Genomic DNA, 14,712 nt, shown 5'->3' on the forward strand with positions numbered 1-14,712 from the left:
GCCAGTGCCAGTGCCGGGTGCTGCGCCGGGGGTCGGGCTGCTCGGCGGGCGGCACGGTGGGCAGGGCCGGGGGGCCGGGCAGCTCGGAAAGCCTTTCCCGCCACCAGGACACGTCGGCGGCCCGGGGGGCGTGCCGCGGCGACTCCTCGACCGCGGCGCGGTACCGGCGGTAGCTGTAGGTCAGCTCAGGCAGCGTCGCGCCCCGGTAGAGCCGCGCCAGGTCGCTCATCAGGGTGCGGTAGCTGACGGCGTCGGCGGCCTGCATGTCCAGGTCGACGTGCAGGCGGGTGCGCCCGCCCGGCAACAGCGACAGGGCCAGCTGGAGCACCTCACCGTCGAGCAGCTGGTGCGAGCGCGTCTCTCGGGTGCGCAGCAGCGCCGCGCCGGCCGCGTCGTCGTCCAGATCGCGCAGGTCCTCGACGGTGACGTCGAGGACGCGGGCGCCGATGCGCTGGGTGCCGTCGGGCAGGAATTCCACCCGCAGCATCGGGTGGCGGGCCGACAGCGCGGCCGCGGCCTCGCGCAGGCGCGGCGCCGAGACGCCCGCGCCGTCGAACTCCACGTAGAGGTGTCCGGCGACGCCGCCGAGTTGCTGATCGTCGTTGCGGCCCACCCACATCGCGTGTTGCATGGGCGCCAGCGCGAACGGCTGCCCATCGTGGTCGTGGGACGCGGCGCCGTCGGGGGTGGCCGGCTCGGGTGCGGGGGCGTCCGGTGCGGCGGGCCGGCCCTCGATCAGGGTGCGCCACGCCCGCACGGTCGGGTTGGCGACCAGGGCGGCGAAATCGACGTCGATGCCGCGCTTCCGCCACCGCCCGGACAGCGTCATGATGCGCAGCGAGTCCAGGCCCTCGGCCAGCAGGTCGGCGTCGGCCGCGAGGGTCTGCGCGTCGACACCGAGCAGTTCGGCGACCTCCTCGCGGACGGTCTGGGGACCGCTCGCCGGCTCACCCACGAATTCCCTCCTCCGCATACTTAGTACAGGCTGTCCTAATTTTGTGGAGGCTACCCTATATTTGGGTCGTCGAACACGCCTACCCCAGGACCGGTGAGGACCCGATGAACCCAGAATCCGGACTCGTGCACACGGGTTTCGTGCCCTTCCCCGCCGACCGCGCCGCGGCCTACCGCCGGGCCGGCCACTGGGCCGGGCGCACCGTCGACACGCTGCTCGCCGACTCCGCGGCCCGCCACCCCGACACCACGGCCGTCGTCGACGCCACCACCGCCCACACCTACGCCGAACTGGACCGGCTCGCCGACCGCGCCGCCGCGGGATTCGCCGCGCTGGGCATCGGCCGCGGTGACCGGGTGCTGCTGCAACTGCCCAACACCTGCCGCTTCGCGGTCGTCCTGTTCGGCCTGCTGCGCGCCGGGGCGATCCCGGTGATGTGCCTGCCCGGTCACCGCGCGGCCGAGCTGGAACACTTCGCCGTGGTCGCCCAGGCCGCCGCCCTGGTCATTCCCGACGCCGCCAACGGTTTCGACTACCGGGAGATGGCCGCCACGCTGTGCGCACGCTGCCCGAGCCTGCAGCGGGTGGTCGTCGACGGCGACCCGGGCCCGTTCACCTCCCTGGGCGAGGTGCTCACCGGGGGGCCCACACCACCGGTCGACGGCACCCAGGTCGACGGCACTCAGGTCGACGGCACTCAGGTCGACAGCACGGCCCCGGCGCTGCTGCTGGTCTCCGGCGGCACCACGGGATACCCCAAGCTGATCCCCCGCACCCACGACGACTACGTCTACAACGCCACCGCCAGCGCCGAGCTGTGCCGGCTGGGCGCCGACGACGTCTACCTGGTGGCGCTGCCGGCCGGGCACAACTTCCCGCTGGCCTGCCCGGGCCTGCTCGGTGCGCTGGCGGTCGGTGCGACGACGGTGTTCACCACCGACCCCAGCCCGGAGTCGGCGTTCGCGCTGATCGACCGCCACCGTGTCACCGTCACCGCGCTGGTACCGGCGCTGGCCAAACTGTGGGCCCAGGCCTGCGAGTGGGAACCGCTGGCACCCAAGACTCTTCGCATTCTGCAGGTCGGCGGCGCCAAGCTGGGCGCGGACGACGCCGCCGCGGTACGCGCGGCGCTGACCCCGGGCCTGCAGCAGGTGTTCGGCATGGCCGAGGGACTGTTGAACTACACCCGCCTCGACGATCCGCCCGAGCTCCTCGACCACACCCAGGGGCGGCCGCTCAGCGCGGACGACGAGATCCGGGTGGTCGACGACGACGGCGTCGAGGTCGCCGAGGGCCAGGAGGGTGAACTGCTGACCCGGGGGCCCTACACCATCAACGGCTACTTCAACGCCGAGGCCGTCAACGCCCGCTCGTTCTCCCCCGACGGCTTCTACCGCTCCGGCGACAAGGTGCGCCGCTTCGCCGACGGCTACCTGGAGGTCACCGGCCGGGTCAAGGACGTGATCCACCGCGGCGGTGAGACCGTCTCCGCGCTCGACCTCGAAGAGCATCTGATGTCGCATCCGGCGATCTGGGCGGCGGCCGCGCTGGCCGTCCCCGACGAGTATCTCGGTGAGAAGATCTGCGCCGCCGTGGTGTTCCACGGCGCCGAGCTGACACTGGCCGACGTCCACCGCCACCTCGACGGCCGCGGGGTGGCGACCCACGCCCGCCCGGATGTCCTGGTGCCCGTCGGCTCGCTGCCGACCACGGCGGTGGGCAAGGTCGACAAGAAGGCCATCGCCGCGAGTGTGACCGCGACCCTCAGTGCGGCGCGGCGTTGAGTTCCCACCGCGCCACCGCCTGCTGATGACGCCAGAACTGCGCGAAACGCCCTCCGGCGGCAAGCAGTTCGTCGATGGCGCCGTCCTCGAGAACCGCTCCCCCATCCAGGAACAGCACCCGGTCGGCATGCCGGATGCAGGCTGCCCGGTGGGCGACGATGACCCTGGTGCGCGGCTGCAGGTCTGCGGTGAGCGCATCGACGATAGCGTCCTCGTTCTCGGCATCCAGCGCGCTGGTGGCTTCGTCGACGAGCAGCACCGGTGCGTCCTTGGCCAGGGCGCGCGCGATGCCGACGCGCTGGCGTTCTCCCCCGGACAACGCGGCACCGGCCTCGCCCACCGGTGTGCGATCGCCCCGGGGTAGCCGGGCGACCACGTCGTCGACCCGGGCCAGCCGCATCGCCGCGGCCAGCCGTTCGGGCCCGGCCTCGGGGGCACCGACGCCGACGTTGTCGCGGATCGTGCCGTCGAACAGATACGGGTGCTGGAAGACCACGCTGGTGAGTGCGCGGCGGGCCGGCACGCTCAGCGTCGCCGCGTCGATGCCGTCGATGAGCACCCGTCCACCGGTCGGTTCCCGCAGCCCGGCGATCAGCGCCAGAATGGTGCTCTTGCCGGATCCCGACGGGCCGACGATCGCGGTGGTCTGCCCGGCGTCGAGCACGAAACTGACCTCGTCGAGCACCGGGGTGGACCCGTATCCGAAACTGACCCGGTCGAATTCGATCCACGGCGGCGACACCGGCGCGGCCGGCTCGACGGTGCCCGCCGCGGTGACCGGCGCGGCCAGCACCGTCGCGATCCGGTCCAGGGTGGCGCGGGTGGACTCGATGGCCGGTGCCAGCTCCGAGAGCGCGGTGAACGGTTCGAGGTAGCGGGCGATCACCACCAGCAGCGCGACCGCCTCCGCGACGCCGAGGTGGCCGCGCACCGTCAGCAGCGTGGCCACGCCGGCGAACAGGATCAGCGCGAGCTGGCTGGCCAGGCTGAACAGCAGCTGACCGGGGATCTGCATGGTGAGCAGCCGCATGGTGGCGCCGTGCTGGGTGGCCAGCGCGGCGCCGACCTGGCTGTGGGCGGGTTCGACGCGTCGCGCCGCTCGCAGTGGCTGCTGGGTGCGGGCGAACTCGATCAACCGTTCGCTCAGTTCGGTGTTGGCCGCCTCCGCGGTGGTGTCGGCCGTCCGGGACAGCCGGATCGAGGCCCAGGTGGCGCCCAGCAGCACCGCGACACCGGCCAGCGCGGCCAGCCCCAACGGCCACGACACCGCCAGCAGGGCCACCGCGATGGCCAGGGGCAGCAGCACCGCACCGATGAGCGGGGTGAGCAGATTGACCACCAGGCCCACCAGTTCCGGGCCGGTCGCGGCGATCGCCTGCCGCGCCGTCGCGGTGTTCTCGGCGGTCAGCCAGTCCAGCCGGATGGTCGGTAGCCGGTCGGCGAGGTCGTGCTGGGTGCGGTCCAACAGGGTGAACCCCAGGTCGAAGCCCAGGCGCGCGTTGACGGTGTCGACCACCCAGCCCGCCACCGTGACCCCGGTCAGCCAGCCCAGCCACACCCAGGCCCGCCCCGGGTCGGTGCCGAACAGCGCGGCGATCAGCGGCACGAGCAGCACCGTGCCCGCCGCGCGGAGCAGCACCGACAGGACCGCCAGCACAAGGTAGCCGCGGAACCGGCGCCTGCCGCGCGCCGTCAGCAGTGCGCTCAGCGTGCGGATCATCGGGTGGCTCCCTGCGGTTGGCCGGTGGTGGTGCGTCCGGTGTCCCACAGCCGGCGGTAGCGTCCGCCGGCGGCCAGCAGCTGCTCATGGGTTCCCGTTTCGGCGACGGCACCGTCCTCGAGCACGACGATCTGGTCGGCGTGGGTGATGGTGTGCAGCCGGTGGGCGATGACCAGCACGGTGCGGTCCCGGGTCAGCCGGGTGATCGCCTGTTGCACCAGGTATTCCGACTCGGGATCGGCGAAGGCGGTGGCCTCGTCGAGGATCAGCACGGGCGGGTCGGCGACGAGGGCACGGGCGATGGTCAGCCGTTGCCGCTCGCCCCCGGACAGCCCGGATTCGGCCCCCAGGACGGTGTCGTAGCCGTCCGGCAGCCGGGACACCCGGTCGTGAATCTGCGCGTCGAGGGCCGCCGACCGGACCGTGTCGGGATCGGCGCCGGGGTCGGCCAGGGCGATGTTGTCGGTGACCGTGCCGCGCAGCAGCTGCGACTCCTGCAGCACGAAACCGACTCGGCGGTACAGGTCGTCGGCGCTCAGCGCCCGGATGTCGTCACCGTCGACGAGGATCGCGCCGTCGTCGACGTCGTAGAAGCGGGCCAGCAGCGCCGCCAGCGTCGACTTGCCCGACCCCGACGGCCCCACCAGCGCGGTCATCGTGCCCGGCCGCAGCGTCAGGCTGACGTCGCGGATGACCGGGGTACCCGGACGGTAGCCGAAACCGACCCGGTCGAACACGACACCGGCGGCCGGTCGACCCGGGTGCCGCGCCGCCGGGGCGCCGGCCAACTCGGGTTCGTCGAGGGCTCCCTGGATACGGCGCGCGGCCAGCATTCCGGCGCGGATGCCGCCCAGGCCGTAGCCGATGCCCAGCAGTCGGACCCCGAAGGTGGTGCCCAGCAACAGGAACGGCAGCAGATCCACCGGGTTCATCCGGCCGGTGACGATCAGCGGTGTGCCGACCGCGGTGATCAGCCACAGGAAGGTCGCCGGCCGGGTGACCAGGTCCATCATCGTCTTCTTGCCGGTGAACGGCCGCTGCCAGGCGACCAGGAAGTCGATGTAGTCGTCGAGGCGGCGGCGGAAGCTCGACGACGCCGCCCCGCCGAAGGCCCGGACCACGGGCTGGCCTTCGAGGTAGGCGGTGGCCTCGTTGTTCATCCGCTCGGCCCACCGCTGCGCCTGGGCGATCCGGGGCCCGGACTGCACCGTCATGATCCACATGGTGACGATGTAGAGCAGCACGGGAACCAGCAGCACCAGTCCCAGGCGCCAGTCCACCACGAACAGGTAGGTCAGCACCGCCAGGGGGGCAACCACCGCGGCGACCGCGTCGGGGACGGCGTGGGTGACCAGATAGTGCAACGAGAGCGTGTCGTCGGCGATCAGCTGTTTGATGGAGCCGGACCCGCGGTCGGTGAACCAGCCCAGCGGGAGCCGGGACAGTTTGGCCAGCAGCCGTTTTCGCAGGTCCCGCGCGAACCGGGCGTCGACGGCGTGCAACCACAGGGTCAGCCCCGCCGCCAGTACGGTGCCCGCGCCGAGCAGCACCACCGCGGCGATCCCGACCGGCCAGAGGCGATCCTCACCCGCGCCGGAGAGCAGTCGCGGCGCCAGTTCGACGAGCAGGACATACGGCGCGAGCGCCAGTACCGTGACCACGGCCTGCAGCGCGCCCGCGAGCAGCAGGGTGGTGCGCAGCGGCGCCAGCAACCGGCCGGCGCCCTGGGAGTTCCAGCTGCCGCGGACCGCCGCCGCCGGGGCCTCCGGCGTGTCCGGCGTGCCGGTCGGGGGCTGCGCCGGACTCTTGTCGGCGCCTTCGCCGCGGCGGGTGCCCATCGCGCGGCCCTCGGTCCAGTAGGCCTGCGGGTGCATCTCGGACTTGGGGAAGCCGAACTCGTCGCGCAGCCGGGGCCGAAGCGCCTTGAGCGCACCGGCTTCCGGGGTCACCCAGCAGTACCAGTTGGACCAGTCCCGGCTCTCGATGGCCGCGGCCAGCGATGATGCGTCCCGGCGCACCACCCGGTGCACCCGGGCCCGCGGGTGCTCGGTGATCGGGATCAGCACGTCGTTGTCGTCGTGCTGCTCGAGGTAGATCTCGATCGGGATGTCCGGCGGTACGGCGCCGAGGATGCCGTTGATCGCCGGGGTGGACGCGGCGTCACCGATCAGCAGGTAGCCGGCCGGGGGCGGGTCGGGCACGCCGAACGGCGCCGAGCCCAGCGTCATCACCGCGATGGTGTCCCCCGGCCCCGCGGTGCGGGCCCACCGGCAGGCCGGCCCGGCGGGCTCGTGCAGGACGACGTCGACGGCGAACCGCCCGCCGGCCGGGTCGGCCTCGGTGATCGTGTAGGCGCGCTGGAACTCGGTGTCCGAGCCGTCGGGGTCGGGGAACCAGAAGCGCAGCCACGCCGCCGGTCCGGCGACGGACTCGGAGAACAGCGTCTCCGACACCATCCGGATCCGCACGAAATGGGGTGCCAGATATTCGGTTTCGGTCACCGTGGCGAGGTGGTCGCGCGCTCCGAACCCGCGCAGGACCGCCCCCTGCAAACCCCGCGCCATCAGTCCCGCGGCACCAGGTAGGGGGCCAGGGTGGCGAGCTTCTCGCAGGTCTCCTCGAATTCCCGTTCGGGGACCGACGCCCCGATGATGCCCGCGCCGGCGCGCAGCCAGGTCCGCCCGTCCTGTTCGAACGCCGCCCGCAACACCAGCGCGGCCTCCATCCCGCCGTCGGGGGTGAACCGCACCACCGCACCGGAATACAGGCCGCGGCTGGCGCGGTCCAGGCGCAGAATGGCCTCCACGCCGGCGGCCTTGGGGATTCCGGAGGCCGTCACGGCCGGGAACAACGCCTCCAGCGCGTCCATCCGGCCGAGTGCGCTGCCCAGCGTTCCGCTGACGGTCGAACCGAGATGCTGCACGCTGCCGCGTTCGCGGACGGTCATGAAGTCGCGGACCACGACCGTGCCCGGCTCGGCGACCTCGGCGACCTCGGCCATCGAGGTGCGCACCGAGATCGCGTGCTCGACGATCTCCTTCGGATTGGACTCCAGGTCGTCGCGGGCCGCGCGGTCGTGCGCCTCGCCGCGGCCCAGCGCGCGGGTGCCGGCCAGCGGCTCGGTCACCACGATGCTGCGGTCGCCGCCTCCCCGCACGGCGGCGACGAGCTCCGGACTGAAACCGAGGGCGCGCACACCGGCGAACCGCATCAGGAACGACCGCGCCGGGGTGTTGCGCATCCGGCCCTTGCGGTAGGTGGCCGGGAAGTCCAGCGCGAACGGAACCTCGACGCGCCGCGACAGAATGACCTTCTCGTAGCGGCCGGCGGCGATCTCGTCGACCGCGCCGGCCACCCGCGGCCGGTAGTCCTCGGCGTCCTGCCGCACGTCGACCGCGCGGGCCGGTCGCGCCGGCGGCACGCCCGCGGCGACCAGCCGGCGCACCACCAGGAGCTGCTCGTCGGTGAGGTTCACTAGCCGCAGGCCGGCCGCGCTGACCACGATCCGGGAGCTGGGTCGGAACACCCGCACCAGCGGGGTGCCCTTCTCCAGCCGGTCGGCCAGCCCGTGGCGGTAGACGCCGAATTCGAAGGACACCCACCCGAAGGCCTCGGCACTGTAGGCCTCCGCACTGTTGGTCTCGGCACTGTTGACCTCGGCACTGTCGAGGCCGCCGCCGGCGAGCAGGCCGTCGACGGCCTCACCCAGCACCGCCGCCGGGCTGCCCGTCCAGGGCCGGCGCAGCAGCACGCCGTCGCGCAGCACCCGGATCTCGTCGGTGTCGAGTTCCACGGCCGCCTCGACGCCGAAGGCCAGGATCCACTCACCGTCCTGCTCGTAGACCAGGTATTGCTCGTCGCCCTGTTCGGGCAGCAGCGCGGCGAGCTCGGCGACCACCTCGGCCGGATGAGCACCGGCGGGCAACGGCACGCTCACCGCATCCGCCACCGCCCGATCGCTGCGACGCGCTGCCTGAACGCTGATATTCGGAGCCACCAGGTAAATGTAGCCTAACCTTCCTCGCGGCAGCGGGGTACCCGAGCGCACGCGATACGCCCCGCCGCGCCCCGACATCGGGCGGGCCCAGGGCAGCGATCGGGTCCGGTCGGGGCCCGGGCGGGTCAGTCCCCGAGCAGGCGCCGCACCACCCCGTCGGCGAGCAGCCGGCCCCGATCGGTGAGCACCAACCGGTCGCCCTCGGGGCGCAGCAGCCCCTCGGCGGTCAACTCCGGCACTCGCGCCCGCTCGCCGGCGTCCAGCAGGTCCCGCGGCAGTCCCTGGCGCATCCGGATCCGCAGCAACACGTCCTCGATGTGGCGGTCGGCCGCGGTCAGCTCTTCGAAACCCGCTATGGGCAAGGCTTCTTCGGCCAGCTTCTGGGTATAGGCGTTGGGACGCTTGATGTTCCACCAGCGCGTGGACCCGAGGAAGCCGTGGGCCCCCGGGCCCGCGCCCCACCACTGCCCCCCGTTCCAGTAGCCCAGGTTGTGCCGGCACCACCCGCCCGGACGGCTCCAGTTGGACACCTCGTACCACTGCAGTCCGGCGTCGAGCAGCCACCCGTCGAGCAGCTCGTAGCGCCGGGCGAGCACGTCGTCGTCGACGGCGGGCATCTCGCCCCGGCGGACCCGGCGGGCCAGCGCGGTGCCGTCCTCGACCACCAGCGCGTAGGCGGAGACGTGGTCGACACCGGTCTCGACGACGGCGTCCACCGACCGGCGCAGGTCCTCATCGGTCTCGCCCGGGGTGCCGTAGATCAGGTCGAGGTTGACGTGGTCGAAGCCGGCTGCCCGGGCCTCGCGGGCCGCGGCCACCGCGCGCCCGGGCGAATGGGTGCGGTCCAGGACGCGCAGCACATGCGGGGCCGCCGACTGCATCCCCAGCGACACCCGGGTGTAGCCGGCGGCGCGGATCTCGGCGAAGAACTGCGGTGTCGTCGACTCCGGGTTGGACTCGGTGGTCACCTCGGCGTCGTCGGCGAGCTCGAAGACGTCGCGGACCGCGTCCAGCACGCCGGCCAGCCCGGCCCCGCCCAGCAGCGACGGGGTCCCGCCGCCGACGAAGACGGTGTCCACCGCCCGCCCCGGCACCGCCGCGGCGGCCAGCCGCAGTTCGGTGCGCACCGACGCCAGCCAGCTCTGCGGTGTCGAGCCGCCGGTCTCGGCCGGGGTGTAGGTGTTGAAGTCGCAGTACCCGCAGCGTGTCGCGCAGAACGGCACATGGATGTAGACGCCGAACGGCCCGTCCGGCGTCGCCACCAGCGGCGGCACGTCTGCGTGGGCGGGCGACACGGTCACACCCGCCATTGTCCCTGCCGTGCCCCCGCCGCGGCCGCTCGGTTAGGGCTGGTGGACTCTTCGTGGCACAATGGGCGACGTGACCGCCGCCTCGAGCCTTTCCCAGCGTGTTTCGCTGGTCGCGCGGCGTCATGTCGACTTCAAGCGCGTGTGCAGCTGTTGCTGTCGTTCCGCTTGACGTCGTAGACCTGCCCCTGTACTTCAGCTGGCCGTCGGGTTCTGCGCCGCCGGACCAGCCACCGGTGGTTTTGCGCGTTCCTCACAGCCGGCTCCTCCGCGAAGGAGTCCCCAATGAGCACCCCGACCCGCCCCGCCAAGACCGCCAAACGCCAGCGCGGCGAAGGCCAGTGGGCGCTGGGCTACCGCGAGCCCCTCAACGCCAACGAACGGTCCAAAAAGGACGACAACCCGCTCAACGTGCGCGCGCGCATCGAGGCGATCTACGCCAAGCAGGGTTTCGACAGCATCGACAAGGGCGACCTGCGTGGCCGTTTTCGCTGGTGGGGCCTCTACACCCAGCGCGAGCAGGGCTATGACGGCTCCTGGACCGGCGACGAGAACATCGATGTCCTCGAGGCGAAGTACTTCATGCTGCGGGTGCGCTCCGACGGCGGCGCGCTGACCGCGGCCGCGCTGCGCACGCTGGGCGAGATCTCCACCGAATTCGGGCGCGACACCGCCGACATCTCCGACCGGCAGAACATCCAGTACCACTGGATCCAGGTCGAGGACATGCCCGAGATCTGGAAGCGGCTCGACGCCGTGGGCCTGCAGACCACCGAGGCGTGCGGCGACTGCCCCCGCATCGTGCTCGGGTCTCCGCTGGCCGGGGAATCCCTCGACGAGGTGATCGACGGCACGCCGGCGATCGACGAGATCGTGCGCCGCTACATCGGCAAGCCGGAGTACTCCAACCTGCCCCGCAAGTTCAAGACCGCGATCTCCGGGCTGCAGGACGTGGTCCACGAGGTCAACGACGTCGCATTCATCGGCGTTGTGCATCCCGAACACGGTCCCGGGTTCGACCTGTGGGTCGGCGGCGGGCTCTCGACCAACCCGATGCTGGGCCAGCGGGTGGGTGCGTGGGTGCCGCTGGACGAGGTGCCCGACGTGTGGGAGGGCGTGGTCAGCGTCTTCCGTGACTACGGCTACCGCCGGCTGCGCTCCAAGGCCCGGCTGAAGTACCTGATCAAGGACTGGGGCGTCGAGAAGTTCAGGGAAGTTCTCGAAACGGAGTACCTCAAGCGCCCGCTGACCGACGGCCCCGCGCCGACACCGGTGGCGCGGCCCATCGACCACGTCGGTGTGCAACGGCTCAAGAACGGGCTCAACGCCGTCGGCGTCGCCCCGATCGCCGGACGGGTCTCCGGCACCATCCTGAGCAGGGTGGCCGACCTGGCCGAGGCTGCGGGCAGCGACCGCATCCGCTTCACGCCGTATCAGAAGCTGGTCATACTCGACGTCGCCGACGACAGGCTCGATGCGCTGCGAGCGGGGCTGGACGCATTGGGCCTGCCCTCGACGCCGTCGCACTGGCGGCGCAACCTGATGGCCTGCACGGGTATCGAATACTGCAAGCTGTCCTACGCCGAGACGCGCAAGCGCGCCCAGGACCTGGTCCCGGAGCTGGAGAGCCGACTCGAGGACATCAACGCCGAGCTCGACGTCCCGGTCACGGTGAACATCAACGGGTGCCCGAACTCGTGTGCCCGTATCCAGATCGCCGACATCGGGTTCAAGGGCCAGATGGTGGATTCCGGCAACGGCCCCGAGGAGGGCTTCCAGGTGCACCTGGGCGGCAGCCTCGGACTCGACAGTGGCTTCGGCCGCAAGCTGCGCCAGCACAAGGTGATGTCCTCCGAGCTCGGCGACTACGTCGAACGTGTGGTGCGCAACTTCGTGAAACAACGTGAGGACGGGGAGCGTTTCGCCCAGTGGGCGATTCGCGCCGATGAGGAGGATCTGCGATGACGGTAGAGGTGACCGGGATGACCGAAACGGAGTTGCGCGAGCTGGCGGCGCGCGGCGCGGCGGAGCTCGACGGCGGAACCGCCGAGGCGCTGCTGCGCTGGGTCGACGACAATTTCGCGGGCGACTACGTCGTCGCCTCCAACATGCAGGACGCCGTGCTGGTGGAGATGGCCGCCAAGGTCCGCCCCGGTGTCGACGTGCTGTTCCTCGACACCGGCTATCACTTCGCCGAGACGATCGGCACCCGCGACGCGGTCGAGGCCGTCTACGACGTCAACGTGGTCAACGTCACCCCGGAACGCACCGTAGCCGAGCAGGATTCGGTGTTCGGCAAGGATCTGTTCGCGCGGGAGGCCAACGAGTGCTGCCGGATGCGCAAGGTCGAGCCGCTGTCGAAGGCACTGGGCGGATATTCGGCCTGGGTCACCGGCATCCGCCGGGTGGAGGCCCCGACGCGCGCCAACGCACCGTTCATCACCTTCGACGAGGCCTTCAAGCTGGTGAAGGTGAATCCGCTGGCCGCGTGGACCGACGAGCAGGTCCAGGCCTACATCGACACCAACGGCATCCTGGTCAACCCGCTGGTCGACGAGGGCTACCCGTCGATCGGTTGCGCGCCCTGCACCGCCAAGCCGGCACCGGGATCGGACCCGCGCAGCGGCCGCTGGCAGGGCCTGACGAAGACCGAGTGCGGCCTGCACGCGTCATGACGACGACGGCGCGGCGCGGGCGGCCGCGGCGGCCCGCCGCGCCGCTCGGTCCGGCGCTGGTGCTGACGGCGCACGGCAGCGTCGACCCGCGCTCGGCGCAGACCACACAGGCCGTCGCGGGCCGGATCCGCCGGCTGCGGCCCTGGCTGGACGTGCGGCCGGCGTTCCTGGAGAAGTGCGCACCCGGGCTCGGTGAGGTGCTGGGATCGGTGGCCGCCGAGGGCAGGAGCGCGGTCGTCGTGCCGATGCTGCTCGCCTCGGCCTATCACGCGACCGTCGACATCCCGGGATTCATCGACGACTCCCCGACCGCGGTCGCCCAGGCCGAGGTGCTCGGCGAGGACCCCGCACTGGTGCGGGTGCTGGGCCAGCGCCTGACCGAATCCGTTGTGAATCCCGATGACCCGCACACCGCGGTGGTGGTCACCGCGGTCGGATCCTCGAATGCGGCGGCCAACGCCCGCACGGCCACGGTGGCCGCCCGGCTCGGGGCGGGCACCCGCTGGGCCGGCGTCACCGCGGCCTTCGCCACCGGACCCCACCCGTCGGTGCCCGACGCCGTGGCGCGGCTGCGCGCCGAGGGAGCCCGGCGGGTCGTGATCGCGCCGTGGTTCCTCGCCCACGGACGCATCACCGACCGGGTCGCGGGTTTCGCGAGGTCCGAGGGCATCCCGATGTCCGCGCCGCTCGGCTCGCACAACCTCGTCGCGGCCACCCTGCTCGACCGCTACGACAGCGTCCTGGCCTGCCGCGCCGCGGCCTGACTCGTCTCCGCGGGTGTCGTCCCGATCAGACCGTGGTGTCGTCGCTCGCGTCCGTCACCGCGTCCAGTCGCGTGCGCCGCAACGACCCGACCGGGTCGGCATACAAGGCGCTCAGCGACACCACACCCGCGCCGGCCTGCTGCACGTGGTCACCGAAGGTCGTGGTTCTGATCTCCCGGGCGGGAAGAACAGCCGTCCGGCTGAAGCTCTCCTGAATCACCGCGAACGACTCCGGATAACCGGTGAATGCCTGCCCTCCCACCACGATGTCATCGGGGTTGAGCACATCCCGCAGCAACGCAAGTGACTCGCCGAGTACCCGGGCGCGCTCATCCAGCAACTGCCGCGCCCCCGGACTGCCCGTCCGTGCCGCCCGGTACAGCTCGGCCATCGTCGACCCGGACGCATCGCCGGCAAGGAGCCGCAGCCTCTTCGCGGCCGCGAGCACAGCCCCGTCGCTGACCGTCGATTCCAGGGTTCCGTTCCCGTCCAACAACTCCGAGTAAGCGGGCAGCCCCGCGATGCTGCCCGGGCCACTGCCCGGCGTGTGCACCTTGCCACCGATGACGAGGGCATAGCCGACGGTCTCGCGCGCATACACGTACAAGGTGGTGGTCTGCGACTTGGCCCCGCGGCGAGGCCCGACAAGCAGCTCCGCGGCGGCCATCGCATCGACGTGGGATGCCACCGACACGCGCAGCCCGAGCGCTCTGGCCAGCACGGGCCCCACCGGCGCGTCCACCCAACCGAGCCTGGCGTGGGTCACCGTGCCGGACGCACTGTCCACGATTCCACCGACCGCAACGCCCGCCCACAGCACCCGCCGGCGATGCCAGCGCCTCAGGTAGCGCTTCGCGGTGCCGGACAGCTTGGTCAGCACAACCGCGGAGTGATCTTGCGGGGTGGGGACTTCGAGGACATCGAGTGCCCGGCCGAGCAGATCGGTCGCGACGATGCTCGTCATTCGAGCCCCGATGTGGATGCCCAGCGTCAGGAAATCCTCATGGTTGACCTGGACCGGGATGCGCGGCCTGCCGACAGCCCCCGCAACCGACAGGTCCGCGCGTTCACGAAGCAGGCCGTTCTCAAGCAATCGTCCGACCTGCCTGTTCACCGTCGCCACGCTCAGCGACGTCAGCCGCGCAATCGTCTCCCGGGCGATGGGGCCGCGTACCCGCACCACGTCGAAAACCACACTGGCGGCGGCCTCCGGGACATGCAGGGATGGAGCCACCACGAGGCGCGGGCTCGTGCAGCGGCCACGCTGAGCGACTGGATTGGGGCGCATTTCCGGGTCCTTCTTCGTGAGAGTCGATGAGACGTGCGCCGCGCCGAGAAGCTCTCCACCGACAGGAAACCCGGAGTGCGTCAGTCGCGGCCAGATCCGCGACAACAACGCTCGTGGCCGATGGCCTCACCCGGACCGGGACCGATACGCATGCAGGGAGCCTAGCATCGGCGCGCGGACAATACCGAATCACACTGTGCCGCTGAGCCACTGGCCTCCTCG

11 protein-coding genes are annotated in these 14,712 nt (G+C 71.7%); 5 read left to right on the top strand and 6 right to left on the bottom strand.

Translation table 11 applies throughout. The annotated features are described in order from the left end of the window. On the bottom strand, positions 1-955 hold a 955-nt coding region (locus CSR00_RS15325; protein WP_245906062.1), incomplete at its 3' end, for a phosphopantetheine-binding protein. 104 nt (positions 956-1,059) lie between these two features. Between CSR00_RS15325 and CSR00_RS15330 the strand changes: the two genes are divergently transcribed. Continuing rightward, positions 1,060-2,739 carry a (2,3-dihydroxybenzoyl)adenylate synthase gene (locus CSR00_RS15330; RefSeq protein ID WP_099023276.1) on the top strand — a complete coding sequence of 560 codons (1,680 nt, stop codon included), beginning with the start codon at positions 1,060-1,062 and terminating at the stop codon, positions 2,737-2,739. Here CSR00_RS15330 and CSR00_RS15335 read toward each other — a convergent pair. From CSR00_RS15335 to hemW, 4 genes are all read right to left on the bottom strand, one after another. Continuing rightward, positions 2,720-4,459 carry an ABC transporter ATP-binding protein gene (locus tag CSR00_RS15335; RefSeq protein WP_099023277.1) on the bottom strand — a complete coding sequence of 580 codons (1,740 nt, stop codon included), beginning with the start codon at positions 4,457-4,459 and terminating at the stop codon, positions 2,720-2,722. The two genes, CSR00_RS15330 and CSR00_RS15335, sit on opposite strands and share 20 nt — an antisense overlap. Continuing rightward, entirely contained in the window at positions 4,456-7,023 is a 2,568-nt protein-coding gene (locus CSR00_RS15340; RefSeq protein ID WP_099023278.1) for an ABC transporter ATP-binding protein/permease, read from the bottom strand. Before CSR00_RS15340 ends, CSR00_RS15335 begins: the two co-directional genes overlap by 4 nt. Continuing rightward, positions 7,023-8,444, bottom strand: a complete 1,422-nt coding sequence (locus CSR00_RS15345) for a salicylate synthase (RefSeq protein ID WP_245906078.1) — start codon at positions 8,442-8,444, stop codon at positions 7,023-7,025. The genes CSR00_RS15340 and CSR00_RS15345 overlap by 1 nt, the downstream gene beginning before the upstream one ends. Before the next feature lie 137 nt (positions 8,445-8,581). Beyond that, positions 8,582-9,766 carry a radical SAM family heme chaperone HemW gene (hemW, locus tag CSR00_RS15350; RefSeq protein ID WP_099023280.1) on the bottom strand — a complete coding sequence of 395 codons (1,185 nt, stop codon included), beginning with the start codon at positions 9,764-9,766 and terminating at the stop codon, positions 8,582-8,584. A gap of 61 nt (positions 9,767-9,827) precedes the next feature. Here hemW and CSR00_RS31800 point away from each other — a divergent pair, with 61 nt between their 5' ends. The 4 genes from CSR00_RS31800 to CSR00_RS15365 all read left to right on the top strand — a co-directional run bounded on the left by CSR00_RS31800 (position 9,828) and on the right by CSR00_RS15365 (position 13,202). Further along, positions 9,828-9,935, top strand: a complete 108-nt coding sequence (locus CSR00_RS31800) for an Ms4527A family Cys-rich leader peptide (protein ID WP_407662451.1) — start codon at positions 9,828-9,830, stop codon at positions 9,933-9,935. Positions 9,936-10,048: 113 nt separating this feature from the next. After that, positions 10,049-11,728 (top strand): nitrite/sulfite reductase, encoded by a 1,680-nt coding sequence (locus CSR00_RS15355; protein ID WP_099023281.1) that lies wholly within the window; start codon positions 10,049-10,051, stop codon positions 11,726-11,728. Continuing rightward, positions 11,725-12,438, top strand: a complete 714-nt coding sequence (locus CSR00_RS15360; RefSeq protein WP_176562077.1) for a phosphoadenylyl-sulfate reductase — start codon at positions 11,725-11,727, stop codon at positions 12,436-12,438. The genes CSR00_RS15355 and CSR00_RS15360 overlap by 4 nt, the downstream gene beginning before the upstream one ends. Beyond that, positions 12,435-13,202 (top strand): sirohydrochlorin chelatase, encoded by a 768-nt coding sequence (locus CSR00_RS15365; RefSeq protein WP_099023282.1) that lies wholly within the window; start codon positions 12,435-12,437, stop codon positions 13,200-13,202. The genes CSR00_RS15360 and CSR00_RS15365 overlap by 4 nt, the downstream gene beginning before the upstream one ends. A gap of 25 nt (positions 13,203-13,227) precedes the next feature. Here the strand turns inward: CSR00_RS15365 and CSR00_RS15370 are convergent, their stop codons facing one another. Further along, a complete protein-coding gene (locus CSR00_RS15370; protein WP_099023283.1) occupies positions 13,228-14,490 on the bottom strand; it encodes an ROK family transcriptional regulator in 1,263 nt (420 codons plus the stop codon). Positions 14,491-14,712 lie beyond the last annotated feature (222 nt).

Origin of the sequence: Mycolicibacterium palauense (assembly GCF_002592005.1) — a bacterium.
In the GTDB taxonomy this organism is placed as follows: Bacteria; Actinomycetota; Actinomycetes; order Mycobacteriales; family Mycobacteriaceae; genus Mycobacterium; species Mycobacterium palauense.

Bases quoted from the DNA above. Each gene is read 5' to 3' on its own strand.
- CSR00_RS15335 (WP_099023277.1), bottom strand. From the start codon at position 4,459: ATGATCCGCACGCTGAGCGCACTGCTGACGGCGCGCGGCAGGCGCCGG.
- hemW (WP_099023280.1), bottom strand. From the start codon at position 9,766: ATGGCGGGTGTGACCGTGTCGCCCGCCCACGCAGACGTGCCGCCGCTG.
- CSR00_RS15355 (WP_099023281.1), top strand. From the start codon at position 10,049: ATGAGCACCCCGACCCGCCCCGCCAAGACCGCCAAACGCCAGCGCGGC.
- CSR00_RS31800 (WP_407662451.1), top strand. From the start codon at position 9,828: ATGGGCGACGTGACCGCCGCCTCGAGCCTTTCCCAGCGTGTTTCGCTG.
- CSR00_RS15360 (WP_176562077.1), top strand. From the start codon at position 11,725: ATGACGGTAGAGGTGACCGGGATGACCGAAACGGAGTTGCGCGAGCTG.
- CSR00_RS15370 (WP_099023283.1), bottom strand. From the start codon at position 14,490: ATGCGCCCCAATCCAGTCGCTCAGCGTGGCCGCTGCACGAGCCCGCGC.
- CSR00_RS15330 (WP_099023276.1), top strand. From the start codon at position 1,060: ATGAACCCAGAATCCGGACTCGTGCACACGGGTTTCGTGCCCTTCCCC.
- CSR00_RS15365 (WP_099023282.1), top strand. From the start codon at position 12,435: ATGACGACGACGGCGCGGCGCGGGCGGCCGCGGCGGCCCGCCGCGCCG.
- CSR00_RS15340 (WP_099023278.1), bottom strand. From the start codon at position 7,023: ATGGCGCGGGGTTTGCAGGGGGCGGTCCTGCGCGGGTTCGGAGCGCGC.